Here is a 24,924-nt window from a genome sequence, read left to right on the forward strand (position 1 = left end):
AGTATCACCTCCATTTAAAAACCGGCATAAATAGGATCAAGAGGAACGTATCCGACACCGTAAGCCCCAAAAATAATGACAAACAGGATCAGACCGTAACACAGTCCCCACCGCACAGGCAGGCCCCTTTTTCCCAGCCATTCTCTCGGATCAATGCTTTTTTCCTTCAAAATACTGTTAATGAATACGATCAGCACCGCCACTGCAACGATCAAAAAGTCCTTTTTATCCATGCCGATCTGAAATAAGCTCCCATCCTTAACCGAGGCAAATGTAAAGTTTGTCACCATATTGACAAACATGCCAAGCCCGGCCTTTAAACCGTGAGCCCGGAAAAACATCTCCCCCACACAGACCAGGGCGGCTGTACGGACTATACGTACCGTGCCCCACGCCACAGACTTCCGGGGAATATGGAGTACCTTGCAGATTTTTGCCGCTGCCGGCTCGAAAATCTGCGCGCCGAAAATCAGCGCAAAATGATACATTCCAAAAAATATATAGTTCCAGCCGCTGCCATGCCACAGGCCGTTGCACAGCCACACGCAGAACAGGGCACAGCCTCCTGAGAGGAGAGGCCCATAGTAATTACCCACATGTTTCCGGCCAAAGGATGTTAATTTTTTCATAGGCCGTAACATGGATACAGGGTAAAAAATATAATCTTTAAACCATGTACCTAAAGTGATATGCCATCTCTGCCAGAACTGAGAAATACTTTTTGAGAAAAAGGGCTGGCGGAAATTTTCAGGCAGTTGTATTCCGAAAATCTCTCCGGTACCAAGGACTATATCCATAGTGCCGGAAAAGTCCATGTAAAGCTGGCATGTGTACAGCACTGCTCCCATGGCGATAACGCCGCCATCATACTGCCCCGGATTTTCATAGACATTTTTTATAAACAAATTCAGTCGGTCTGCGACCACCAGCTTTTTCATCATGCCAAAGACAATGCGCTGGCTGCCGCGGACAAGATTGTCAAAATGTATTCGCTCTCCATTAAAGAGCTGTTCATCCATTTCCTTAAACCTGCAGATAGGTCCCTCGATAAGCCTGGGGAAAAAACACATGTACAGTGCCAGACGGCAAATATTGCCCTGGGCCGGTATTTTCCCCCAATAAACGTCCATAATATAGGAAACAGCCTGAAGTGCATAAAAGGAAATGCCAATGGGCACGGCCATGGCGGGAATCTCCAGGGCTGCCGGAATCTTTAACGCTGCCAGAAGCCGGTTAATGTTCCCCATAAAAAATGGCGTATATTTAAGAAAAAGCAGAAGGCCCACATTAAACAGAGCAATCCCCGCAGTTACCGCCATCTGCTTTTTCTGATATATTTTTCTCAGTTCCTTTTTTGTCGGGCCTCCCTGTGTCTCTGCCGCCAGGCGGATACGCTCGTCTTTGTGTGTTCCCAAAAGGGCGATCCATATCCCGCCGTAATGGATAGACACAATGGAGGCCAGAAGGTAAATAACCAGTTTCCCACTGATACACCAGAAGAAGATGAGGCTGCTTCCAAGCAGAACCGCCCATCTTCCCTTTTTGGGGAAAAGGGTGTACACCACAATGACCAAAGGCAGAAACAGGGCCAGGTAGGCAATGGAATAATAGGAATCCATTGCCATCAGTTATCCTCCTCCTTCAGTCTGCAGATCAGATCCCAGATACGCGCAGCAGAGTTAAAATTCTCAGGCAGAATCCAGACGGCGGGAATGACAACATCGAAGGCGTCCTCAATCTCTGCCACAAGGGCGAGAATCGTGAGGGAGTTAAGGATCTGTCCGTCAATAAGGTTTTCGCATGTGGCATAATCCACACCTGGCTGAATATCTTCTAAAATCTCGATTAATTTTTCCATAATTTATTCTTCCTTTCACATTTTTATTACAACAGTTCAGCCATCAGAGATGGGACGGACAGATTTATGCACGCATAAAGATCTGGACGTTCCAACTCTGATGAGAGGAGCTTACATATTTAAAGGATATGTCTCCAGCGGGCCACGGGCCAGATGGCTCTCTCCTTTCTCATCTAAAATAACAATTGCGGGCAGATTTCTGCTTAAAAACAGGGCAATTCCCTCAGTCATAGCGTAGGCGCCGGTATTTTTAAAGATGAGTACATCCCCGGTCTTTACATCCGACAATGGCATCTGCTTTACAAGAATATCATTAATAGTACACAGAGAGCCGCAGATATTCCAGTTTTGCTCATTCTCCACAGGCCGGCGTGGAAACAGTTCGCACAGCGGCTGTTTCATAGCCATGGACTGTCCATAGTAAACCATCTGATGGATTCCTCCATCGACAATAGCGTAATTTTGCCCTTTATTCCTTTTTGTGTCGACAATCCGGGTCAGATAGGTTCCGCAGGATGCGGCGATACTTCGTCCCAGCTCCAGAGTGATCTTGCCTTTATGGGACAACCCTTTCAGCAATTGGGCAAATCCCTGTAAGAACTCTTCCTCATTAAAATTCTCCCCCGCAAAATAATCTACGGGAAGGCCGGGGCCAAACTCCAGTTCCGGAAGTCTGCACCCATATTCCTTATCCAACTTTTCAAGGAGACGGTCCACTTCGTTAAGTTCTCTCTCCAGACGCCTCAATGATTTTTTCTGAGTTCCGGAAAAATACTGGATACCCAGGATATTTAAACAGGGATCATTGCGGCTGTTTTTAACAATATTGCAGATGTCCTCTGCGTCCATACCAAACTGTCCTCCGGAAGTAAGGCGCAACAGCATAGGGATTTTCTTTTTATACCGGCTGGCAAGGCCGTGAAGAAGTTTAAACTGTCCCACGGATTCTACAGTGTATGCCCCCGGCAGAAATTCCCCTTTAACCAGCTCCTCCATCAACTCTGGATCTTTATACACGCCGGAGATCACCAATTTTTCTGACATAAGATTCTGAGTCCGGCAGATTTTAAGCTCTCCGGGCGAACACACTTCAAAACGGTCGATAATATCTTTTAAAACACCTGGAATAAATGTGTTGGCCTTCACGGCATAACACAGCGCTATATTTTCCGGCAGCACAGATCTTAAATAGGCGATTCTTCCTTTCAGCACCCCTGTATCGAAAACATAAAAAGGGGTCGGATGGCTTTCCAGCAATGTTTCTATTAACTTTTTATTCATAAAATTCACCACCTTATATGATTCCTGAAGCTAAAGCTTTCCGGTCAGTTTTTCCGTTGGGTGTCAAAGGCATCCCTTCCACCCATTTTAAAGACGTAGGGATCATAAACGCCGGGAGCATTTCCTTCAGCTTTACAGACAGTTCACCTTTTGAAATAGTGCCTGTATAAAAACCGTAGAGACGGCTTTTCTTCTCATCAAAGACGCAGCAGCATCTGGAAACACCTGGGACATTGTGTATGGCCCTCTCGATCTCTTCCAGTTCGATCCGGTGTCCCATATACTTCACCTGAAAATCTTTCCGGCCGCAAAAATATATATCAAAAAAATCATCCAGGCATCCCAGATCTCCAGTTCTGTAGATCGTCTCCGGGTAAGCCTTATTTAAAGGATTTTGGACAAAACTTTTTTTCGTCGCCTCATGGGCGTTAAAATATCCCAGAGCCAGATCTGTTCCCCGGACGCATATTTCCCCAACTTTTCCCGCCTCTTTAATTTCACGGTTCTGCTCATCCAGCAGAAATACCCCTTTATTTGGGAACGGCCGGCCAATGGGAAGTCCCCGGCTATAGTCCCGGTTCCTTTCCACCACATGGTATGTACAATTACAGGTGATTTCCGTGGGGCCGTAGAGATTGACAAAAACAGTGTCCGGCAGATGATCCATCCAGCTCTTTAAATGTTTCCACGGCATCACTTCCCCGCTGAACATAATCTTGTCCACCGTTTCCGGGATCTTATAATCCAGCCCATGGAAGGTTGTCACCAGACAGAGGGCGGAAACCGCCCAGATCATTGTCGTCACCTTGTGGCTGCATATAAAATCCAAAAGTCCTGAAGGATTTGAAAAAAGTCTCCGGGGAATAATCACCAGCTTGGCGCCGGTTTTTACGGCGGAATAAATATCTTTCACAGATACATCAAAATCAAATGGCGCCTGATTGCCAATCACGTCTGAGGCACTGATATGAAACAGCCCGGTAAACGTATCAATAAAGTCCATCACTGACCGGTGGCTCACAGCCACCCCTTTGGGGACCCCCGATGACCCTGAAGTAAACATGATATAAAGAGGATCCGTGTCAAGCATATTTTTCCGGATGAGAGCCAATCCCTTCTGATTCTCTGTTTCCGCTTTAAGATCATTAATATTAAAAATCTTCTGACCGGAGAAAATCTCGCTGGCCTTTTCCCACGTCTGATCATCGGCGATGACCACTTTAAGTTCCAAAACATGGGCCATCTGAGCCAGTCGGGGCGCCGGAAGCTGTGGAGAAAGCATGACATAGCAGCCTCCCGCATATACGCTTCCAAAAAAAGCAGTCAAGGCATTGATACCTTTTTCCATAAATATTCCCACCGGTTTTCCCGGATCGACCCAGTTTAAAAGGCCGCTTCCTACTCTCTGGCTCATTCCCGCAAGCTGACGATATGTGCAGCTTCCCCAGGCGTCTATGACGCCGTTTTTTTCCGGACGTCTCCTAGCAGTTTTCTCTAATATATCTAAAATCAAATAATTTTTTGTCATTAATCATCCTCCTGAAAAATGCATGTGTTCTTTCTTACAATTCAGAGTATACTGTACCTGCCTTTATTTACCCTATAGCTGAACCTAAAGATTTGTTAAGGAATTTTAAGATGAAAGCACCCAAGGATTTTAGATTTATCCCTTATAATAACCTCACTATCAGATATAAGGAGGCCCCATTTTATGAAATATAACCTTTTAATCGCAGAAGACGATCCAGATATTACTCAGCTCCTGGCCCTTTATCTGGATAACGGCGATTACCACATTTTTACTGCGGATAACGGGGAGACCGCTTTACAGATCGCCAGAGAAGAAAAAATTGATGTTGCCCTGGTGGATGTTATGATGCCTAAAATGAATGGATACCAGTTTATTAAATCCATCCGCCAGAATACATCCTTCCCCATCATTATCATTTCAGCAAAAACTATGGATGAGGATGAAGTTCTAGGATTAAATATTGGGGCAGACGCCTACATAAAAAAGCCATTTAATCCCCTGGTTGTCGTGGCCCAGGTCAACGCCGCAGTCCGGCGGGCCTATGCCCTGACATCCAACTCTTCCCAGGAGAGCAGCCGTCTCATCGTAGGAGATCTGGAATTTGACACAGAGAAGTTTCTTTTATATAAGAAGGGCGAGCTGCTCCCCATGACCCCCGCCGAGCTTAAAATCATGGCTGTACTTATGAAATCACCTGAGCGGATATTTACAAAAGCCCAGCTTTATGAATGTATTAACGGGGATTATTATGAAAACGATGACAATACGATGATGGTCCATATTTCCAACATCCGCTCAAAAATCGAGGACCATCCGGAATCACCTCAGTATATTAAAACTATAAGGGGGTTGGGTTACAAAATTGAAAGCAAGAAAAATTAGATTTCAGAAAAGTTTTATTTTTACATGCGCCGTCCATTTTCTCGGCTATTCTCTGATTTTATTCCTTATATATATGATCATCAGTTCCTTTATACAGACGCGGCTATCCAACGCCTTCCCGGTCATTGAAGATCTTCTGAAATACGATGATGTTGTGAATAAAGATGATTTTTCAAAGATTCCCGCCAGGCTGACCCGGATTTGCGATATCATTATCTTTGATGAGGACGGCCGGACGATCTATGCCTCAGACCGGGCCATCACCGAGAAAATCAGTGCGGAAAATCTGGTGGTGATCAGTTCCTGCGACGGGACTTTTTATTCCGTCTATGAAAAAGACTGTGAAAACAATCAGCCCTGCTATCTGATCAACCTTAATGAACAGGACGCAGATACCGGCCGGATACGGATTTTAGGAAGCTGTACACTTGACGAAGACCTGAATATTCTTTCAGGTGAGCTTTTTTCAGACAAAGATTCCCTGACTCAGGAGGAGTTTCAACTGCTTCAGGGAATTTACACAAGCAACAAAAATATTGTTAAATATGAATATGAAAATGATCTTGGAGAATACCGGGCCATGGTCTTTATCTCTCCCCAGATGACCGCCCAGTCTTACGACAAGGTCATGGGGCGGGCCAGCCGGATGTGGCTCATGGCCATACCGCTCATCGCCATTGTAATTCTCATTGAAGGTCTTTTGTTTACAAGAAAAGTGCGGTCATCTTTCCTCCCTCTAAACGAGGCTGTGGCAAATTATGAAAAAACTCAAACCTTTAAAATTGACACTCACGCTGTCCCTGTGGAATTTCAGCCCATCACTCAGAATTTTACACAGCTTTTAAATCGTCTGACAAAGGTACAGAAAGAAAAAGAAGAAATTTATAAAGAACGTCAGAGAATCATCACAGATATTTCCCACGATTTAAAAACGCCCCTGACAGTGATCCAGGGTTACGCCAAGGCATTTATGGAAAACATGATTCCGGAAGATAAAAAAGATAAATATCTGTCGGTCATTTACAACCGCTCTGTCTTGGCTGCAGGGCTGATCGACACCCTCTTTGACTATGTGCGCATGGGACATCCTCAGTACCAGGCAAACATGGAGGAACTTGAGCTTACCGGCTACATCTCCGGCATTTTGGCAGAAAAATACAGCGAAATTGAAAACAGCCAGTGTTTCCTGGAAGTGGATATCCAGGATGCGCCCATTCATTTTTGCGGGGACAAAAAATTACTGCGCCGGCTTATAGAAAACCTGATTGGAAATGCTTTAAAATATAATCCCCCGGAAACTACCATCTATGTATCGCTGAATGTCACTGACCAGGCTATCTGTCTGACAGTGGCAGATAACGGCACCGGTATCCCGAAAGACATCTCGGACCAGGTGTTTGCCCCATTTGTTACGGGAAGCGCAGCCCGGACAAGCGGCGACGGCACCGGACTTGGACTTGCTATCGTCCGGCAGATCGTAGAGATTCACGGTGGAAACATCCAACTTGTGCCTTCCACAGAAAGTCACTATGCCACAGAATTTAAAATAACTTTCCCTTATAGCCGTCAAAGCATCCCCTGATGCCTTACGCCAAACAGACATTCTCAAGGATCTCACTTAAAGCGCTTCCGCTGCTTGTATGGCAGCGGACGATCTGAGCATTGGACTTTTTGGCCTCAGCCACAGCGCATTTTGCCATTTTGTGGGATACTGTGTTTGTGAAAAGAATGATCAGATCCGGTTTTCCGATCTGGCTACCAAGCTTGGCGGACATCTGTGTAAACACTTTAGCTTTACAGTTATAGCTTTTGCAGATCTTTTTATATTGGCACACCATACAGTCATGGCCGCCTACAATGACAATACTCATAATCTTCATCTTCCTCCTTTGACTTCATTGCCGTTGCTCCTGGCGCCATTTTAAGGCGTCAGGAGCATCCGTATCTTTTGTTTAGAGAGCTGCAAGCAGGCGTCCCAGGTCCCGGCACTTCTCCAGGCCGTCCTCATCCGGCGCCTCGTTGATAATCAGACCTTCACCGCCAACAAGATTGGCCCCCGCGGTCTTCATCCGCTCTTCCCAGTCTCTCATCCACTCGCCATCGCCCCAACCGTAGGAGCCAAAAAGAGCGATATTTTTGCCGGCTGCAAACTTCTCCACTTCCTCCACAAAAGGTTCCATTTCCATTTCTTCCAGCACTTCCGCGCCCATAGCCGGGCATCCCAGAGCAAAAGTCTGAACGCCTTTAAGATCATCCAAAGACGCCGCCGATACTTCGACAACTTCTCCTTCCTTGCCGCCCTGGGCAATGCCTTCTCCCAAAGCTTCGGCCATCGCCTGGGTATTTCCTGTCTGTGACCAATAAACAACATAAATTTTACTCATACTGCACTCCTCCTGATTATATCTGAAAAACTGGCTCCGGCATCTACCTGCCGGATCATAGATTCTTTCGCCCGATTGAACTGTTCAAATAATTTTAATGTATCGGATAAATTATCATAGATTTTCCAATATCCGGTATATAAATCATTTTTCCCTTTATTGATGATAAAACCATAGACATCTGCCGCGGGATAGCCCAGAATCAGCCCCATCTCATGAGGAAAATCTTTTTTTTGCTGACAGTAGTCTGTGTACCGCCGGCAAAAAAGATCCAGGACGTCTTCCAGGCAGGTCTTATCATAACCCAGCCATAAAAGCAGGGCTAAAACCCGGCTCTGTCTTAAATAGGCCTCCAGCTCATCTCTCCGGTAGAGAAGAAAAGTAGCTTTTGTCTCTGTCCTGCAGATCAGCCTTGCTTCAATACAGCTTTTGCGAAACAGCCGCCTTATATGATTTTCGTCTTTACTGCTGACAATCAGCAGATTGGATACTTTCAATCCGGCCAGAACCGGAGAACACTGAAGGGCAAGCTGCATCTTCAGCGCTTTAATATCCTTATGGGTTATAATCTGAAATACATCTTCGCTCATGTGTCCTCCTTTGCTAGTTAGCTATAACTAACTTGCTTATATACTAGCGGATTCACAGTTATTCGTCAATAGGGATTAATAAGAACAAATTCTCATTATCAGTAGATCAAAACCGAATCCCTGCGCATCCTAAGCGGAGCGTTTATCATATAGGGGATTGACTCCCACCACTAATACAAATTTGTTATACTCGCCGCCTATAGAGGCGGGAGTCTTCCCACATCTGATAAAACGGTGCCAAAACTCTTTATAAACAGTTTTGACACCGACAAGTTTTTTTATTCTTTTTCAAGAAGATTTTCCATACTCTTCAAACTGATAGCCAGAGTGGACATATTGTGAAGGAGTGCCGAAGTGGTGGGCATGATCCCCCCGGCCACGCCAAGAATGATCAGGGCGGTGTTGATCCCCACAATACGACGGTAATTTTTCTGAATACGAACCATGAGCAGGTTGCTGAGACGTTTCAGCGTCACCAGCTCATTTAAGTCGTTGGCGGATATGGTGATATCGGCAATCTCCCTGGCAATCTGGGCCCCATCGCTAATAGCAATGCCCACATTTGCCGCGGACAGCGCCGGAGAATCGTTGATACCGTCCCCAACCATAATCACCTTTCGTCCAAGGGACTTTTCCCTTTCCACAAATGCCGCCTTATCTTCGGGAAGCACTTCCGAGTAATATTCGTCAATGCCAACCTGTCGGGCAATGGCCGCAGCAGTGCGCTCGCTGTCCCCTGTCATCATAACAATTTTATCAATACCACAGGCTTTCAGTTCTTTGACAACAGTGCCCGCTTCCTCCCGGATGGGATCTTCGATACAAATCACCGCTGCCAATTTCTGCTCTACTGCCAGATATAAATGGGAATACTCCGGAGAAAGGCTGTCAAAACGTTTCTCCTCCCCTGGCGGAATCACGGATTTTTCGTCCTCAAAGACAAAATGGTAGCTGCCGATAATGACTTTTTTGTCCTCTATAAAAGAAGAAATGCCGTGGGCTACAATATAATCCACTTTGGAATGCATTTCCTCATGTTCCAGATGTTTTTTCCGGGCGGCATCCACCACAGCCTTGGCCATAGAATGAGGGAAGTGTTCTTCCAAACAGGCGGCGATGCGAAGCATTTCGTCAGGATCTCGTCCGTCAAAGGTCACCACTTCTTTCACCGTAGGGCAGGCGTTGGTCAGAGTGCCTGTTTTATCAAAGACAATGGTGGTCGCTTCCGCCGCAGCTTCCAGATATTTTCCGCCTTTAACTGTCATATAATGGTCGCCGGCCTCTCGGATTGCTGATAAAACTGCGATAGGCATGGCCAGCTTCAGAGCGCAGGAAAAATCAACCATAAGTACCGCCAGAGCTTTGGTAGCACTCCGGGTGATGGCACCTACAAGTCCGGTTCCCAAGAGAGTATAAGGCACCAGCCGGTCAGCCAGATGCTCCGCCTTGCTTTCTAATCCGGATTTAAGCTTTTCGGAATCCTCGATCATGGCAACAATCTTTTCATAACGGTTGGCTCCGGAGACAGCCTTTACCTTAATTGTCAGTTCCCCTTCCTCCACAACAGTCCCGGCGTAGACATAGCCGCCGTTTTCTTTTTTCACAGGTATAGATTCACCGGTCATGGACGCCTGGTTGACCATACCTTCCCCGGCCGTGACTAAGCCGTCGAATGGGATTACATTACCCATATGGACTACAACCTCATCCCCCTGCTCAATGGTCTGGGATGGAACAAGGACTTCCTGCCCGTCTTTTAGAAGCCATACGTTTCTGATATTTAAAGACATACTCCGGGCCAGGTCACTGACTGACTTTTTATGGGTCCAGTCTTCTAGGATCTCCCCTACACCTAGTAAAAACATGACAGAGTTGGCGGTGTCAAAATCGCCCCGGAGCATGGACACGCCAATGGCGGTGGCGTCCAGCACAGGAACTTCCAGCCTTCCTTTGGACAGACATTTCAGCCCATGGTAAATATACTTTACCGACTTAAAGATTGTGTAGGCGATCCGAAGTGGCCGGGGCAGCAGTAATTTTCGGCCAAAATGGAACAGCACTTTCATAGTCAGTTGTTCCTTAAACTGGTGGGTCAGGGCTCTCCCGGAATTTTCTATAACATTTTCCGGCACCTGGGCCGACTCATAGTGAAAGGCCTTAACCGCCCCGATCACAGTCTCCGGAGCGCCAGTAAAATAAATCGCCGCGTCACAGGTATATTCATACACTTTAACACGGGATACATTTTTCACTTTTTCTAAATAGTATTGTAAAATATCGGCCTGTCTGCAGGTCATATGATTCTGGGCCAGATGTATACGCATCCGGCCCTTTGTTTCATGCTTAATGATAAATTTCACATTAAAAACCTCGATTATTCTGCTTCGGTCTGTTATTCTTCTACAGTCTGCTCATCGCACTCATCTTCCTGAACGCTGGCAGCCTCTTTCGCCGCTCTCTCCTCATTGATCATCTTCGCCTCGGCGAGAATATCCTCAGCGTTCTCCTGAACAGTGGTGGCTGTTTTCATCACACAGTCTTTCGCCCGAAGAGCTGCTGCTGTACAATTTGTATACACTTTCTTAGCGTCTTTGCTGGAGAGCAGCTTAATCCCAGCCGTTCCAAAAAGCACACCTCCCGCAAAAATACCTAAACATTTTAATTTGGAAATATCAATCATTTTTCTGCCTCCTGTAAAAAATATGTAGTAACAGTTCAGCCATCAGGAATGGGCGGGATGATTTATGCTTGCATAAGAATCAGACCGCCTCATTCCTGATAAGTGGAGCGCCCGATCATGAGCAAAAGAGCGGCGCAGCCGCGGGTCAGCGCATTAGCGCGATTTTGCGAATGGCGCGCGCTGAACTGTTACATTCTCTTGTTCAGCCATCAGGAATGAGCGGGCTGAACTGTCACAATATGTATGAGAGCTGCTTTAGCGGCTCTGTTATTTGTGCTTGTAGCCGGTATACATAACCATAATAAATGATATGAGCATTGCCCAAGCCCAAAATTTATGATGTTTCACTAAAAAATCACTTCCTTAGTCCTTAAATTTACAATGAAAGCCAGTCTAAAAACAAGACCGGCGAGTTGTCTGCAGACCGGACAGTCTCCGTGGTACTGGCGCCGCGCAACATGGCCATGTTCTTATGAATTACTATAGGATTCTCATTGTCAGAAGTCAATTCTAACCTGCTTTATTGAGAAATCTTATCGTTTTTCACATTCTCACCACATTTTTCGCGATTCCCATGGTGGACGCCCGATGGGATACAAGAATGATCGTCTTGTCCTCTTTCTCCTCATTCAGGCTTTTTAATATCATCCCCTCATTTAAACTGTCGATATTACTTGTAGGCTCATCCAGGAAGATTACCGGGCTGTTGTGCAAAAATGCCCTGGCGATGCCGATACGCTGACGCTCTCCCCCGGAAATACTGTCCCCAAGCTCGGAAAGCTTTGTCTCATAGCCGCCAGGAAGGGACTGAATGAAATCGTGGATTGACGCCTTTTTCGCCGCGGCAATGACCTCCTCCCTGGAAGCGGAAAGTTTTGCTACCTTAATATTATTCTCAATAGTATCATGAAAAAGGAAGATCTCCTGGGTGACATAGGCCACATGGCGCCTTAAATTCGATGTGGTAATCCGGTTGACATCCTCACCGCCGTAAGATATTGTCCCGGAATCCGTCTCATAAAAACGCATCATCAGTTTAAGGAGAGTAGATTTACCGCAACCGCTTTTTCCAAGAATACCGTGGATCATCCCCGGTGCAAAATCATGACAAAAATCTTCCAACACTATTTTTGGTTTTTCACCTGTTTTTACCTTTTCCCCCTTTTTGTCCTTTTCCCCTGCCGTCCTGTAGGCAAAGGACACATGATCGCAATGGATAGCCCCGTTTCCGGGAGCCGCGCCACCAACCACTTCCTGTACTTGTGGCGATTCTTCCAGCAGTGACAGCACCCGTTTTCCCGCAGCCAAAGTCTGGGTAAGGTTGTTTGACAGGGAGGACAGGGCCGCCACCGGCCCGAAGGAACTCATCATGGCAATCACGGCGATGACACCGTCGGCTCCTTCCATCTGCCCAGACATCACAAAGGCCGCGCAGACTGCCGCCTGAAGAATACCTGCGGCAAGGATCACCCAGTCTGTGGCAATCTTCTGGGTATTCTCCCTTTTTTTCAGCCTCAGAGAAATTTTTTCAAGGCTTTCACTTTTTTCATTCATATGGCCCATACGCTCTTTTTGGCCGCCATACTGGAGAATTTCATCCAGGCCGTAGAGATTGTCCAGAACAACTGTATTCAGCCGGCCAAAGAGATCCCGGTATTTTACTCCGTCCGCTCCTCCCAGGCGGCTGTTGACTACAGGGATGACCAGACCTGTGATCACATAAAAGACCGCCGCCAGGACAGCCGCTGCCGGATGGAGGCAGGCCATAAAGGCGATCATAACAGCCGATGTAATCACGCCAATGGCAATGGGAGATATGGTGTGAGCGTAAAATACTTCCAGAAGTTCAATATCGCTTGTAAGAATAGCGATGAGATTGCCTTTATCACTGCCGTCAAGCTTGGCCGGCGCCAGCCGGCGGAGGGCTGCGAATACTTTATGGCGGATGCGGGCCAGCAGCTTAAAGGCGATAAAATGATTGCTGGCCTGCTCCCCATAACGAAGGAACCCCCGGACCACAGCAAAAACAATGATCACCAAAATGATCTGTCCCAGATTTCCATCATAAAATCCTGCGGCGGTGAGAAGTCCGTAGCCGCCAAGAACAGTAATAAATGTGGCCATCAGATTGCCGGCGCACCCCAAAATGATAGCCAGTGCCATAAAACCCAGCAGAGGCCTGACCATGCCGATGAGCCCGGCCATAACTTTCAGTCCGCTTCTTCTTTGATGATTCACAGCGCCACCGCCTTTCCCGAATAATTTTCAAGTTCTTTCTGCCGGTTAAAGATCTGGCTGTAGTAGCCGCCAGCATTCACAAGTTCCCGGTGTGTTCCCTGTTCTGTAATTTTTCCCTCTTTGAGGACAAGGATCTTGTCCGCCCGGACCACATTGGCCAGGCGATGGGAAATTAAAATCACCGTCTTTGTTTTTGCCAGGCGCTCCACCACTTCCATGATCTTATTTTCACTTTCCGCGTCAATATTTGAAGTAGCCTCGTCAAAAATATAAATATCGCTGTCGTGGAGAATGGCACGAGCCAAACAGAGGCGCTGTTTTTGCCCGCCGGATAAATTGGCAGCTTTTTCTTCGATCACCATGGACAGCCCGCCCTTCTCCATGATCGTTTCGTAAAGATCCACCTCTTTTAAGGCTCTGTAAAGCTGTTCCTGCTCCGCCCCCGGATTTCCCATTCTCAGGTTTTCTTCCACCGTTCCCCCAAACACATAGCTGTCATGGCAGATCCGGGTCACTTTTTTGTACAGACTTCCCTCATTTATATTTTCAATAGGTATCCCGCCAACGCAGATCTGACCGGTATACCCGGAATAGGCCCCCATGATCAAAGAAGCAATCGTACTCTTCCCGCAGCCGGACACGCCTACCAGCGCCGTAAAAGAATGATCTTCAGCACTGAAAGAGATTTTCTGAAGGACTTCCTTTTCCTGGTCATAGCCAAAAGATACCTGATCAAAGACAATGTCTGAGCCTTTGATCTTCTCTTCCCCGCTATGAACCTTGGAAGGACGGTCCAGGAGGTTGAAAATTTTGTTTGCCGCGGCGTTTCCGTTCATGGCAATATGGAAAAAAGAACCTAACAGTCGCAGGGGCAGGAAAAATTCAGCACTGACCAGGATGATAAACAGACATTGACCAAGGCCGATGTTTGCCGCCCTGCACTCTAAAATTGCCAGGATGATGCCGGCTGCTGCGCCGCCGTAGGCCACCAGATCCATAATGCTGATGGAATTTAACTGCATGATCAGCACACGCATAGTGACTTTTCTGAATGTCTCCGACTCCTGGTCCATCTTTTTGCTGTAGTGTTCATCAGCCTGATAAATTTTCAGAGTTGTCAGTCCCTGGAGACACTGGAGGAATGAATCCCCCAGATGGGTGTAGGTTCCCCAGTATTTTGCCAGCATTTTTTTCGCCAACTTCTGCACCGCCACAATAGCCAGTGGGATCAGAGGAACACAGATCAGCAAAACAACCGCCACTTTTAAAGTCATTGTCCCTACGATGACGAACAATGTCAGCGGCGCCAGCAGACTGTAAAAAAACTGGGGAACATATTTTCCAAAATAAATTTCAAGCTGTTCCACACCTTCCGTGCTGATCTGAACAGCCTCCGACGACGACACAGATTCCCGATAGGATGCTCCCAGATCCATAAGCTTCCCGTAGATTTTTTCTCTCAGTCTCTGCTTAACAGAGGAGGAGGCAGCAAAAGACATGCGGCTGTTTAAAGTGTTCATCACAGCTCTCAGAACCCAAACCCCCGCCAGGATCAGGATAAGACAGACCCCATCACTGAGAATAACATCTCCTTTCAGCATTTTTTCCATAAAAAGAGCGGCAAAATAAATCAGAAGTACGTTGGCCATCAGAGTGACCCATAAGGTCACAACCATGCCGGCAACGTACTTCTGATTTTCTTTAAACTCCTTCATCAGACGTTGATTAAACATGTGATTTTCTCCTGTTTTGTAAAGTGATTTTCATATGACGCAGGGCTATCACCGGATGGACAAAAAGCATCCTCGGCCCGGAATAGCGCATGATCTGCCGGACTTTTTCCTGCATTTTCGGCGAATAGCAGTGAACCTTGCAGGCGCTGCAAAATGTTTTGGTCTCCATAAAAGGACAACTATCCGTCCGGCTGTTGGCGTAGGATAAAAGAGCTTCACATTCAGGGCAAAGCTCCCCTGTCCGTTTATGGCGGCTGCCCCGGCAGTAAATACGGACCATAATTTCCATGGTCGCCTTTTCCTGCTCCCTCTTTTTGGCAATTTCAGGAGAATCAGCTCCTTTTACCATAGTCTCTGACCTCCTCCTGCCTGACGGCGGCTGTTTTTATCTTAAAACCAAAATAGTAAAAATGGAATAATGCCACGGCAAGGATAATGATCTTTACAAACCATATAGGCACCAGGATAAAGCTGACAGAAAAGATAATAAACAAAGTAATCAATGCTTTGACCTTGGCTCCCCGGTCCATAGCCCGTTTCCCCATGGCCGGCTCTACATAGTTTTTATGGAGTTTTGTCTGAATAAACCACCGGTGGAACCGGGTAGAACCTTTGGCAAACAAAACCGCCGCCAGGATAAGAAATGGCGTCGCCGGGAGAACAGGAAGGATAATTCCCACAACCCCAAGGCCGATACATAAAAATCCCAAAATAATACAAAGTCCGTTAATAATTTTTTTCATAGTCACTCCTTTTTATAGTTGATGTCACATTCACATGGTTTTATCAGATGGGGGAAGACTCCAGCCTCTGCAGGCGGCGAGTATAACAAACTCGTATCAGTGGCGGGAGTCAATCCCCCATCTGATAAACGCTCCGCTTAGGATGCACAGGGATTCTGTAAGGAAGATGTCAGCTAAAGCTGCCCCGAATCCCGCGCCAAGACCCGCGAGCAGGTCTTGAATGTAATAGAAACAAGTTTCTGATTTTTGGCAAAGCCACAGGCGTTAAGACCTTCCTGGACAACCTTGTTCCACATTTTCGCGGACAGATGATAGGTTGTCGCGTCGTCTAAAACGACAGTACAGGCGTCCTCCATGGCGCATTCTGATGAATAGGCGACCCGGTACATGTTTTTTCTGCTAATAGCGCCGATGTCTTCCAGGGCATTGATCATGCGGTAAACCGTGGCCGTCCCGATCTTGCGGTCAATTTTTGATGCCTTATAAAAGATTTCTTTACAACTGGAGCATTCATTTTCCAGGATAATATCTAAAAGCATCAGGCGCTGCTTTGTAATACGCCCGCCGTGTTCCTTTAGTTTTTCAATGATCATTTCTTTTTGCATCTGGGTCCGCTGATATTCGTTCTCTTTGCAGCAGTCTTTCCCTTCCCCCTTGACCTTCCGGCACTCTGACATCTTATCATCTCCATTTCAAAACCGGGCCGGCCATGAGCCTGCCACGCTGCCGTTATAAAACCGGAGCCCGCACTTTTTTCGCGCAGGCTCCAGTTTTTTCATTCTCTTTCAGCCCGTCAACAGGCCGTTTTTACTTTACCCGTGCCATTGCTTTAGCACTGATATTTAATGTATTGCTCTCTTTGTACGGACGTACAAGGAGGTAAATAAATACGATCACTAAGAGGAAAGCCACAACAGTACCTACGCCGAAAGCACCTGTAGTGATCAATGTGCCGATCTGGTATACGCACAGAGATACGACATAGGCCAGAAGCGTCTGATAGCCGATAGCGAACCAGAACCACTTGGCACTGTTCATTTCTCTCTTAATAGCGCCCATAGCTGCAAAGCACGGCGCACACAGAAGGTTGAATGTGAGGAAAGAGTAAGCCGCCACGGCAGTCATACTTCCTGCAAGAGCGCCCCAGTACTCGGCGCCGTCTTCCGCAACCTCAGCAAAACCGTAAAGAATACCAAAGGTGCCGACAACATTTTCCTTGGCCACAAGACCTGTGATCGCTGCCACAGCCGCTCTCCAGTTGCCCCAGCCAAGAGGTGCGAAAATCCAAGCGATGGCGTTTCCAATGGTGGCCAGGATACTGTGATCAAGTTCCATATCTTCAAGCATACGGAACTGTCCGTCCACCCATCCGAAGTATGTAGTGAACCACACAACAATGGTTGATAAAAGAATAATGGTACCGGCCTTTTTAATGAAGGACCAGCCCCGCTCCCACATGCTCCGCAGTACATTTCCTACAGTTGGCCAGTGGTAAGCAGGAAGTTCCATAACAAAAGGCGCCGGATCGCCCGCGAACATTTTTGTTTTCTTCAAGATAATACCAGAGCAGATGATGGCCGCAATACCTACAAAGTAAGCGCTGGGCGCTACCCACCAGGCTCCGCCAAACAAAGCGCCGGCAATCAAAGCAATGATCGGCATTTTAGCGCCACAGGGGATAAATGTAGTGGTCATAACGGTCATCTTACGGTCACGGTCATTTTCGATGGTACGTGAAGCCATAACGCCGGGAACGCCGCATCCGGTTCCGATAAGCATAGGAATAAAGGACTTTCCGGAGAGACCAAATTTACGAAAAATACGGTCCATGATAAAAGCGACTCTGGCCATGTAACCGCAGGATTCCAAAAATGCCAGGAAGATGAAAAGCACAAGCATCTGAGGAACAAAGCCTAATACCGCGCCGACACCGGCAACAATACCGTCAAGAATCAGTCCGGACAGCCAATCCGCGCAGCCGATGGCGGCAAGTCCGTTTCCAATCAGTTCAGGAATACTGGGGATATAAAGGCTTTCAATGCCAAACAAATGCCAGCCATCGCCAAACACGCCGTCATTGACCCAGTCTGTGGCCCATGTCCCTACAGTTGTCACTGAAACATAGTAAACAATGACCATAACCGCCGCAAAAATTGGCAGGGCTAGGAAACGGTTAGTAACAACACGGTCAATTTTATCTGAAACTGTCAGTTTTTCTTTAGTATTTACTTTCGTATAGCACTCATCAATGATGGAAGAAATATAAACATAGCGTTCATTGGTGATAATACTCTCTGTATCGTCATCCATCTCTTTCTCAATATATTTTATTTCATCACTGACATCCGGTGCCTGTTTCATCTGCATACCGATCTTGTCGTCTTTTTCTAGAAGTTTAATGGCAAAGAACCGTTTCTGCTCTTCCGGGACACCGCTTCCCAGTTTTGTCTCGATGGAATCCAGAACGTCTTCCACTTCCGCCGCAAACTTATGTACCGGGGGGACAGCCGTCTTACGCTTTGCAACCTGGATTACTTTCTCTGCCGCTTCTTTAACCCCCGTGCCTTTTAAGGCGGATATTTCCACAACTTCACAGCCAAGCTTTTGTTTCAGCTTGTCGAGATGGATCTTATTGCCGCTTTTTTTAACGATATCCATCATATTGACAGCCATAACCATAGGGATTCCCAGCTCCATCAACTGTGTGGATAAATAAAGATTACGTTCAAGGTTGGTTCCATCAATAATATTTAAGATGGCATCCGGCCTTTCATTAATAAGATAATTTCTGGCTACTACTTCTTCCAGCGTATATGGTGAGAGGGAATAAATTCCCGGAAGGTCCATAATAACCACATCTTTGTGGCCTTTGAGTTTACCTTCTTTCTTTTCTACAGTAACGCCGGGCCAGTTGCCGACAAACTGATTAGATCCTGTCAGAGCATTAAACAACGTGGTCTTTCCACTGTTGGGATTGCCCGCTAACGCAATTTTCATTGACTCTCCTACCTCTTTTCTGCCAATGGCAATATAATTTTCCAATTAGGACCGCCGTCTGCTAAAATTCTTGCAAAACCAGCGGTATATGTATTAATTTAGATATCGTTAATTAGAATACACTAACTCAATCCCAAAAAATTTTGCCGCCGCCGCGGCAATGGAAACTATTCCACCTGGATCATTTCCGCGTCCGCTTTGCGCACTGAAAGTTCATAACCTCTCACGGTGATCTCAATGGGATCTCCCAAAGGGGCGACTTTGCGCACAAAGATCTCAACGCCTTTTGTAATACCCATATCCATAATGCGGCGCTTTACCGGGCCTTCACCGGTTAATTTAGTCACCTTGACCGTCTGGCCGCAGGGAACCTGCTTTAATGTTTTCATGTCTTTGCACCTCTTATCCTACCATTATTTTATTAGCCATATCTTTACCGATAGCCACACGGGCGTCCTTCACATTGACGATAAGATTTCCGCCAATATCAGATACCACCGTAACTATCGCGCCAGCTACAAAACCAAGATTTTCCAGAAACCGGCGTGTTTCTTCTTTGCCGCCCACCTTGCGGATCACAGCTTCTTCACCGGTCTTTGCCAATGTTAAAGGCATCATATCTCATCTTCTTTCTGCAAGTACTAAAAGGTATTGATAATCATTTTCATCTCTTTCTTACAATGGTTAGTATATTCTAACAAAATCAAATTGTCAATATATGTTAATGATATTTTTTATCATTTATAACGAAAGCCAGTCTCAAAACAAAGACAGACAGGCTGCTTGCAGACTAGGCTGTCTTTGTTTTAGAGACGCTAACCCGTATGAGTACGAGGGATGCCGTAGGCAGACCGAAAAGTACGAATACGGGTAGGATGGCGGGAGTGCCTCTGCACAAAGCCATCCGTGGCTTTCATTATATAATATTGCCGCGCATCGCGCGGCGGCCAGTCTCAAAACAAAGACAGACAGGCTGCTTGCAGACCGCCCATCCCGCGGCAGCCATGAAAAATATTTATAAAAAATGAAATAATTCTTTAAGGTTTTGATATATAAATCAGATATTGGATATGTTAATATATAGTAAACGACAAATACATTTATCGTTTACTATAAAATAATTGTTCAAAAAGAAATTAAGGAGGTATCCAAAGATGACCGCTGCTGTCGCCTTTGTGCGAAGAAATGCTATAACTATCGCAGGACTTTCAGTCCTGATCATCATTGCCGCCGTCGCTGCGGCATCCGGTCTTTTTTCATCCAGAGACAATCTTGAAATATTTCTTTCTCAGGCCGGCATTGCCGCGCCTATTATCTTTTTGCTGATTCAGACCATCCAGGTGGTGATCCCCATTCTCCCCGGCGGAGTAACCAGCCTTATCAGCGTTGTCGTCTTTGGCCCGGTGTGGGGATTTATATACAGCTACGCCGGTATGGTGGCCGGATCGGTCATCAGCTTCCTCTTAGTCCGAAAATACGGTAAGAAACTGATTTTAAAACTGATTTCTGAAGATCACTACAACAAATATATCGGCTGGCTGGAGCGAGGAAAGCGTTTCCATCTCCTCTTTGCCGCCGCCATATTCCTTCCATTTTTCCCAGATGACGTATTGTGTATGCTTGCCGGACTGTCGGACATGTCTCTGAAACGTTTTACATTGATTATTCTTTTATGCCGCCCAGTATCTCTCATTGGATACAGTGTAGGATTTAACCTGTTTACCATGTTCTTTTAAGAAAGCCGGATAAAGACTTGGCTCCATCCGGCTTTCAAAATTTTTGTTATGTTGTGGAGTGGTTCGGCCTGGATTTGTCATTATTTCCCGGAACATCCACCCGTTCCACATATCCGTTTTTCAATTTGCTGCTCCGCTTAAAGGCTTTGCTCCATCCGCCAATCTTATTGTAGATCCAAAAAGAATGAGTAATCACGGTTTTTGCCTTTCCCATCTTCTCTTTGGTCGTATTAGTGTAAATACTTCCGCCGCAGGTGATAGGCTTCCTGCTCTTAATAAAGTCAATCAACTGGGATTCCCGGCAGATATCATCGGGTACTTCTGTGTAGGCCAGACCGATACAGTCCAGCTTATGGGCATCACTGCCCCCCGTTCCCGGAAGATTATACTCTGCCGCAATCCTGCGAGCCTTCTCGTTGACTTCCAAAGGTTCGCAGGCGTTAAAAACTTCCATAAAATCAAACTCTTTTAATATGTCCGGATTCCGCTTATAGGCTTTAGCATTCATAAAGCTCATAAACTTCTCACCGCATGGATGAGCCGGGCCTAGAATCCCCCCATAATTGTGGACAATAGGGATGAGCATCTGTACAGGAATTCCTCTCAATTCCAAAAGCCGCAGTTTTATGCTCTCTGGCATGATCACAATAATATGCCCTGCGTCCACTGTGTCGTATTCAACCCCTTTAAAAACTTTGAAATCTTCGTGGCGGCGCCCTTTAATATGGTTCTTCCACTGGCGGTAGCCGCCGTAAGAATCATGATCCGTGACGAGCATTCCGCCAAACCCCTGGCGCTTCAATGATTTTATATATTCCTCAATAGGCACCTTTCCATCTAAAGATCCCTCTTTTGTATGGCAATGCATATCAATCTTCATTACACACACTCCCTTCCCTGACTTACTTTCCAGGACCGTGTTCCCCTATTTATACTATACCTCTTTTTTCGATTTTTTACAACGCTCAAAACAAATCTGTTGTAGCAGTTCAGCCATCAGAAGGGAACCAAACTGTTACAACCGGTCTTTAAACATAGCAGAAGCTCGGAAAACAGAGTTACAGACCGCCTTTCAGGACGAATTTTCGGATAGCCCAGGCCACCCCGTCCTCTGTATTGGCCTTTGTAATAAAATCCGCAGCCTGACGGATCTTCTCCTCCCCGTTGGCCATAGCCACAGAAAAGCCCGCAGCCCGGATCATAGGAAGATCGTTGCCGGAATCTCCGCAGGCCATGATCTGTTCCCTCTTTATACCCAAAATCCGGCCCAGAGCCAGAAGTCCACTGCCCTTATCACATGTAGGCGCGTTGATTTCCATATTGAAGGATGATGCGTTGGTAATATTGTAGTCCGGATATTTTTCTTTCATTTTCATAAAAGCGTCATCCCGGATCTTCATATCGCCAAAAATCATATGCAGCTTCTCCACCCCAAAGGGCTGTTCTCTTATATAGCCAGCCAGGTCATCTTTTGGAATCCGTGTCTTTCTAATATATTCAAGAAGGGACTGAGGTACAAAAGAAAAATTGTCAGCATTTTCATAATTTTTCCGGTCTGTATAGCATTTGCCGTCCATATAGCATTCCGCCAGACCTTTAAACTCCAGCATATCCGTCACCATTCCCGCGGCAAAATCTTTGTCTATACAATTTTCATAGAGCCTCCGGCCGGTACAAAGATCCACCACTGCCGCCCCGTTACTTGTTAAGGCGTAATGGACCCCCGGAATGTCAAGAAATGCCTGAGGCAGACCTCCCACAGGCCGGCCTGTGGCGGGAAGAACTACAACGCCCTGATTTATGGCCTGAGAGATTGCCTGGCGGACGCCGGGAGTGATCTCCTTGGCGTCATTAAATACGGTTCCGTCCAGATCCAGGCCGATCATGCGTATATCCATCTTCTCATTCATGTTCCCGGCCTCCGATATTTTCAATCTGCCAGTCAATGGGCGTTTCCCCATGGCTTTCCAGAAAAGCATTGGTCTTACTGAAAGGCCGGCTCCCGAAAAATCCCCGGAAGGCCGACAGAGGGCTTGGGTGGGGAGATTTCAGGACAAGATGCTTTGGATTGGTCAGCATCGCCGCTTTCTGCTGGGCCGGCCGTCCCCACAAAATAAACACCACCGGGCGATCCAGAGCATTCACTGCTTCAATGACAGCGTCAGTAAACTGTTCCCACCCCATTCCCTGGTGGGAATTGGCCTGATGGGCTCTCACTGTCAGGACTGTGTTGAGCATAAGAACCCCTTGATCCGCCCATTTTTTAAGATATCCGTTGTCCGGGACATAGCATCCCAAATCATCGTGAAGTTCCTGAAAAATATTTACCAGGGACGGCGGCAGTTCCCGGACCTGAGGCTTCACAGAGAAACTCAGCCCGTGAGCCTGATTCACATTGTGATAGGGGTCCTGTCCGAGAATAACCACTTTCACCTTATGAAGGGGCGTAAAATGAAAAGCGTTAAAGATCTCCTCCGCCGGAGGATAAACCACATGGGTCATATATTCATTTTTGACAAATTTATATAAACGGGCATAGTAAGGCTTTTTAAATTCCGGCTCCATCACTTCAAGCCAGTCATTGGTGATCATTGCCATGGTCTTTCCTCCGTAACATCACAGCCGAACGGAAACGCCGCGGCCGCGAAGATATTTTTTCAGATCACAGATCTCCATTTCTTTGTAATGAAACAGCGAAGCCGCAAGGACAGCATCCGCTTTTCCTTCAGTGAGAGCGTCATAAAAATGGCTCATCTGGCCAGCACCGCCGGAGGCGATCACCGGGATCGACACATTTTCGGCAATGGTTCTTGTCAGTTCAAGATCATAGCCGTTTTTCGTACCGTCGCAGTCCATACTGGTCAGAAGGATCTCGCCGGCACCCAGAGCGTTGGCCCTGATGGCCCACTCAACAGCATCCAGTCCGGTGTCAATGCGACCTCCGTTCTTGTAAACATTCCATCCGCTGCCATCTTCACGGCGGCGGGCGTCAATAGCCACAACTACACACTGACTGCCAAACTTTTCCGCTGCCTGGCTGATCAGTGACGGCGTATTAATGGCAGAAGAATTAATAGAAATTTTATCCGCGCCTTCCCGCAAAAGCACACGGAAATCTTCCACAGTACGAATACCTCCGCCTACAGTAAAAGGGATAAATACTTTCGCGGCCACCTCTCGGACCAGATCTACCACTGTATTTCTCTGATCGCTGGACGCTGTAATATCCAAAAAGACCAGCTCATCGGCGCCGGCTTTATCATAAGCCGCGGCAATCTCCACAGGATCACCGGCGTCTCTTAAATTAACAAAATTTACACCTTTCACAACTCTCCCGCCATTGACATCCAAGCAGGGAATGACTCTCTTTGTAAACATAGCCGCCTCCTATAACGATGCAAAATTCTTCAGTATATTTAATCCCACTTCACTGCTCTTTTCCGGGTGAAATTGGCAGGCAAACAGGTTCTCATGCTCCACTGCGGCGTGAATTTCCACGCCATAAAAGGTCTTTGCCGCCACATCTTCCTCATGCTCCGCTTTCAGGTAATAGGAATGGACAAAGTAAACATAGCTTCCCGGATCAATCCCGCGAAACAGCTTTGTGCCGGGCCTAAGATCAATGGAGTTCCATCCCATATGAGGGATCTTTAAACTGTCGACCGGCGGTATTTTTACGATCTCGCCCTTTAAAAGACCGAGTCCGGCCACCCCAGGGCTTTCCTCGCTCCCGGAAAACATAAGCTGCAATCCAAGGCAGATGCCTAAAAAGGGAATTTTTTTATCTACAACATCGTAAATGGTATTGACAAGGCCAAAACGGTGAAGCTTATCCATAGCGTCGCCAAAAGCGCCTACACCTGGGAGTACCACTTTTTCAGCGCTGAGTATCACATCCCTGTCCCTGGTGATCACAGCAGTCTCACCGAGAAACTGAAGGGCTTTTTCTACACTTTTTAAATTTCCTGCGTCATAGTCTATAATTGCAATCATTAATGACCAACTCCTTTGTGTCTATTCTACCTGACTTTTTATGATTTTTACAGTCCTTCTGGAAAGTTTATAAATTTCATCCGCTTTTTCTACGATTCGCGCATAATTTTCTCTCCATCCAGATTTTTTTGATTCATTTTGACAATACTTTGATAAGTTTTGCTCTTCAAAACACGAAAATATTTTGAAATTCAATATATATTTTTTATGTTCTTCGTTACTTTTACGAAGGATTTTACACACATATTTAAAGAAATATTTGCAAAGGGCTCTGATTT

25 protein-coding genes are annotated in these 24,924 nt (G+C 46.4%); 3 read left to right on the top strand and 22 right to left on the bottom strand.

The window, feature by feature from the left end:
* Positions 1-14: 14 nt before the first annotated feature.
* The 4 genes from HNP82_RS10550 to HNP82_RS10565 all read right to left on the bottom strand — a co-directional run bounded on the left by HNP82_RS10550 (position 15) and on the right by HNP82_RS10565 (position 4,667).
* Positions 15-1,625 carry an MBOAT family O-acyltransferase gene (locus HNP82_RS10550; RefSeq protein ID WP_243164737.1) on the bottom strand — a complete coding sequence of 537 codons (1,611 nt, stop codon included), beginning with the start codon at positions 1,623-1,625 and terminating at the stop codon, positions 15-17.
* Positions 1,625-1,858 (bottom strand): acyl carrier protein, encoded by a 234-nt coding sequence (locus HNP82_RS10555; RefSeq protein WP_183774272.1) that lies wholly within the window; start codon positions 1,856-1,858, stop codon positions 1,625-1,627. The genes HNP82_RS10550 and HNP82_RS10555 overlap by 1 nt, the downstream gene beginning before the upstream one ends.
* A gap of 111 nt (positions 1,859-1,969) precedes the next feature.
* The gene (locus HNP82_RS10560) at positions 1,970-3,139 is read right to left on the bottom strand and encodes a diaminopimelate decarboxylase family protein (RefSeq protein ID WP_183774275.1); all 1,170 of its coding nucleotides are present in this window, start codon (positions 3,137-3,139) and stop codon (positions 1,970-1,972) included.
* 13 nt (positions 3,140-3,152) lie between these two features.
* Positions 3,153-4,667, bottom strand: a complete 1,515-nt coding sequence (locus HNP82_RS10565; protein WP_183774278.1) for an amino acid adenylation domain-containing protein — start codon at positions 4,665-4,667, stop codon at positions 3,153-3,155.
* 183 nt (positions 4,668-4,850) lie between these two features.
* Here HNP82_RS10565 and HNP82_RS10570 point away from each other — a divergent pair, with 183 nt between their 5' ends.
* Positions 4,851-5,552 (top strand): response regulator transcription factor, encoded by a 702-nt coding sequence (locus tag HNP82_RS10570; RefSeq protein ID WP_183774281.1) that lies wholly within the window; start codon positions 4,851-4,853, stop codon positions 5,550-5,552.
* A complete protein-coding gene (locus tag HNP82_RS10575) occupies positions 5,533-7,134 on the top strand; it encodes a sensor histidine kinase (protein ID WP_183774284.1) in 1,602 nt (533 codons plus the stop codon). Before HNP82_RS10570 ends, HNP82_RS10575 begins: the two co-directional genes overlap by 20 nt.
* Positions 7,135-7,138: 4 nt before the next feature.
* On the opposite strand, the gene HNP82_RS10580 is transcribed toward HNP82_RS10575, so the two are convergent.
* The 13 genes from HNP82_RS10580 to HNP82_RS10640 all read right to left on the bottom strand — a co-directional run bounded on the left by HNP82_RS10580 (position 7,139) and on the right by HNP82_RS10640 (position 19,535).
* Positions 7,139-7,423, bottom strand: a complete 285-nt coding sequence (locus tag HNP82_RS10580) for a DUF2325 domain-containing protein (RefSeq protein ID WP_183774534.1) — start codon at positions 7,421-7,423, stop codon at positions 7,139-7,141.
* An 81-nt stretch (positions 7,424-7,504) separates the two neighbouring features.
* Complete coding sequence (locus HNP82_RS10585; protein ID WP_183774288.1) at positions 7,505-7,936, bottom strand: flavodoxin; 432 nt, start codon at positions 7,934-7,936, stop codon at positions 7,505-7,507.
* Positions 7,933-8,526 carry a DUF3793 family protein gene (locus HNP82_RS10590; protein WP_183774291.1) on the bottom strand — a complete coding sequence of 198 codons (594 nt, stop codon included), beginning with the start codon at positions 8,524-8,526 and terminating at the stop codon, positions 7,933-7,935. Before HNP82_RS10590 ends, HNP82_RS10585 begins: the two co-directional genes overlap by 4 nt.
* 278 nt (positions 8,527-8,804) lie before the next feature.
* Complete coding sequence (locus tag HNP82_RS10595) at positions 8,805-10,886, bottom strand: heavy metal translocating P-type ATPase (RefSeq protein ID WP_183774295.1); 2,082 nt, start codon at positions 10,884-10,886, stop codon at positions 8,805-8,807.
* Between the two features lie 32 nt (positions 10,887-10,918).
* Positions 10,919-11,206, bottom strand: coding sequence for a DUF6110 family protein (locus HNP82_RS10600; RefSeq protein WP_183774298.1), 288 nt, complete (start codon positions 11,204-11,206; stop codon positions 10,919-10,921).
* Between the two features lie 543 nt (positions 11,207-11,749).
* Positions 11,750-13,411, bottom strand: a complete 1,662-nt coding sequence (locus HNP82_RS10605; protein WP_183774537.1) for an amino acid ABC transporter ATP-binding/permease protein — start codon at positions 13,409-13,411, stop codon at positions 11,750-11,752.
* Positions 13,412-13,440: 29 nt separating this feature from the next.
* On the bottom strand, positions 13,441-15,177 hold the full coding sequence (locus HNP82_RS10610) for an ABC transporter ATP-binding protein/permease (RefSeq protein ID WP_183774302.1): 1,737 nt from the start codon (positions 15,175-15,177) through the stop codon (positions 13,441-13,443).
* Positions 15,170-15,526 (bottom strand): nitrous oxide-stimulated promoter family protein, encoded by a 357-nt coding sequence (locus tag HNP82_RS10615; RefSeq protein WP_183774305.1) that lies wholly within the window; start codon positions 15,524-15,526, stop codon positions 15,170-15,172. The genes HNP82_RS10610 and HNP82_RS10615 overlap by 8 nt, the downstream gene beginning before the upstream one ends.
* Complete coding sequence (locus HNP82_RS10620; RefSeq protein WP_183774308.1) at positions 15,510-15,920, bottom strand: YbaN family protein; 411 nt, start codon at positions 15,918-15,920, stop codon at positions 15,510-15,512. The genes HNP82_RS10615 and HNP82_RS10620 overlap by 17 nt, the downstream gene beginning before the upstream one ends.
* Positions 15,921-16,093: 173 nt before the next feature.
* A complete protein-coding gene (locus HNP82_RS10625) occupies positions 16,094-16,597 on the bottom strand; it encodes a transcriptional repressor (protein ID WP_330599540.1) in 504 nt (167 codons plus the stop codon).
* A gap of 130 nt (positions 16,598-16,727) precedes the next feature.
* Entirely contained in the window at positions 16,728-18,917 is a 2,190-nt protein-coding gene (feoB, locus tag HNP82_RS10630) for a ferrous iron transport protein B (protein WP_183774311.1), read from the bottom strand.
* Between the two features lie 167 nt (positions 18,918-19,084).
* Positions 19,085-19,306 carry a FeoA family protein gene (locus HNP82_RS10635; protein ID WP_183774314.1) on the bottom strand — a complete coding sequence of 74 codons (222 nt, stop codon included), beginning with the start codon at positions 19,304-19,306 and terminating at the stop codon, positions 19,085-19,087.
* 13 nt (positions 19,307-19,319) lie between these two features.
* Positions 19,320-19,535: a FeoA family protein gene (locus tag HNP82_RS10640; protein ID WP_183774316.1), complete on the bottom strand. Its 216-nt coding sequence runs from the start codon at positions 19,533-19,535 to the stop codon at positions 19,320-19,322.
* Positions 19,536-20,071: 536 nt separating this feature from the next.
* Here HNP82_RS10640 and HNP82_RS10645 point away from each other — a divergent pair.
* Positions 20,072-20,653: a TVP38/TMEM64 family protein gene (locus HNP82_RS10645; protein ID WP_183774320.1), complete on the top strand. Its 582-nt coding sequence runs from the start codon at positions 20,072-20,074 to the stop codon at positions 20,651-20,653.
* A gap of 46 nt (positions 20,654-20,699) precedes the next feature.
* On the opposite strand, the gene HNP82_RS10650 is transcribed toward HNP82_RS10645, so the two are convergent.
* The 5 genes from HNP82_RS10650 to hisH all read right to left on the bottom strand — a co-directional run bounded on the left by HNP82_RS10650 (position 20,700) and on the right by hisH (position 24,646).
* A complete protein-coding gene (locus HNP82_RS10650) occupies positions 20,700-21,533 on the bottom strand; it encodes a PHP-associated domain-containing protein (protein WP_183774323.1) in 834 nt (277 codons plus the stop codon).
* Between the two features lie 178 nt (positions 21,534-21,711).
* On the bottom strand, positions 21,712-22,563 hold the full coding sequence (locus tag HNP82_RS10655) for a Cof-type HAD-IIB family hydrolase (RefSeq protein ID WP_183774326.1): 852 nt from the start codon (positions 22,561-22,563) through the stop codon (positions 21,712-21,714).
* Positions 22,556-23,251: a uracil-DNA glycosylase gene (locus HNP82_RS10660; protein ID WP_183774329.1), complete on the bottom strand. Its 696-nt coding sequence runs from the start codon at positions 23,249-23,251 to the stop codon at positions 22,556-22,558. The genes HNP82_RS10655 and HNP82_RS10660 overlap by 8 nt, the downstream gene beginning before the upstream one ends.
* Positions 23,252-23,269: 18 nt before the next feature.
* Positions 23,270-24,031, bottom strand: a complete 762-nt coding sequence (hisF, locus tag HNP82_RS10665) for an imidazole glycerol phosphate synthase subunit HisF (protein WP_183774332.1) — start codon at positions 24,029-24,031, stop codon at positions 23,270-23,272.
* A gap of 9 nt (positions 24,032-24,040) precedes the next feature.
* Positions 24,041-24,646: an imidazole glycerol phosphate synthase subunit HisH gene (hisH, locus tag HNP82_RS10670; RefSeq protein ID WP_183774335.1), complete on the bottom strand. Its 606-nt coding sequence runs from the start codon at positions 24,644-24,646 to the stop codon at positions 24,041-24,043.
* Between the last annotated feature and the right edge of the window lie 278 nt (positions 24,647-24,924).

The sequence above is a fragment of the Catenibacillus scindens genome (assembly GCF_014202115.1).
Classification (GTDB): domain Bacteria; phylum Bacillota; class Clostridia; order Lachnospirales; family Lachnospiraceae; genus Catenibacillus; species Catenibacillus scindens.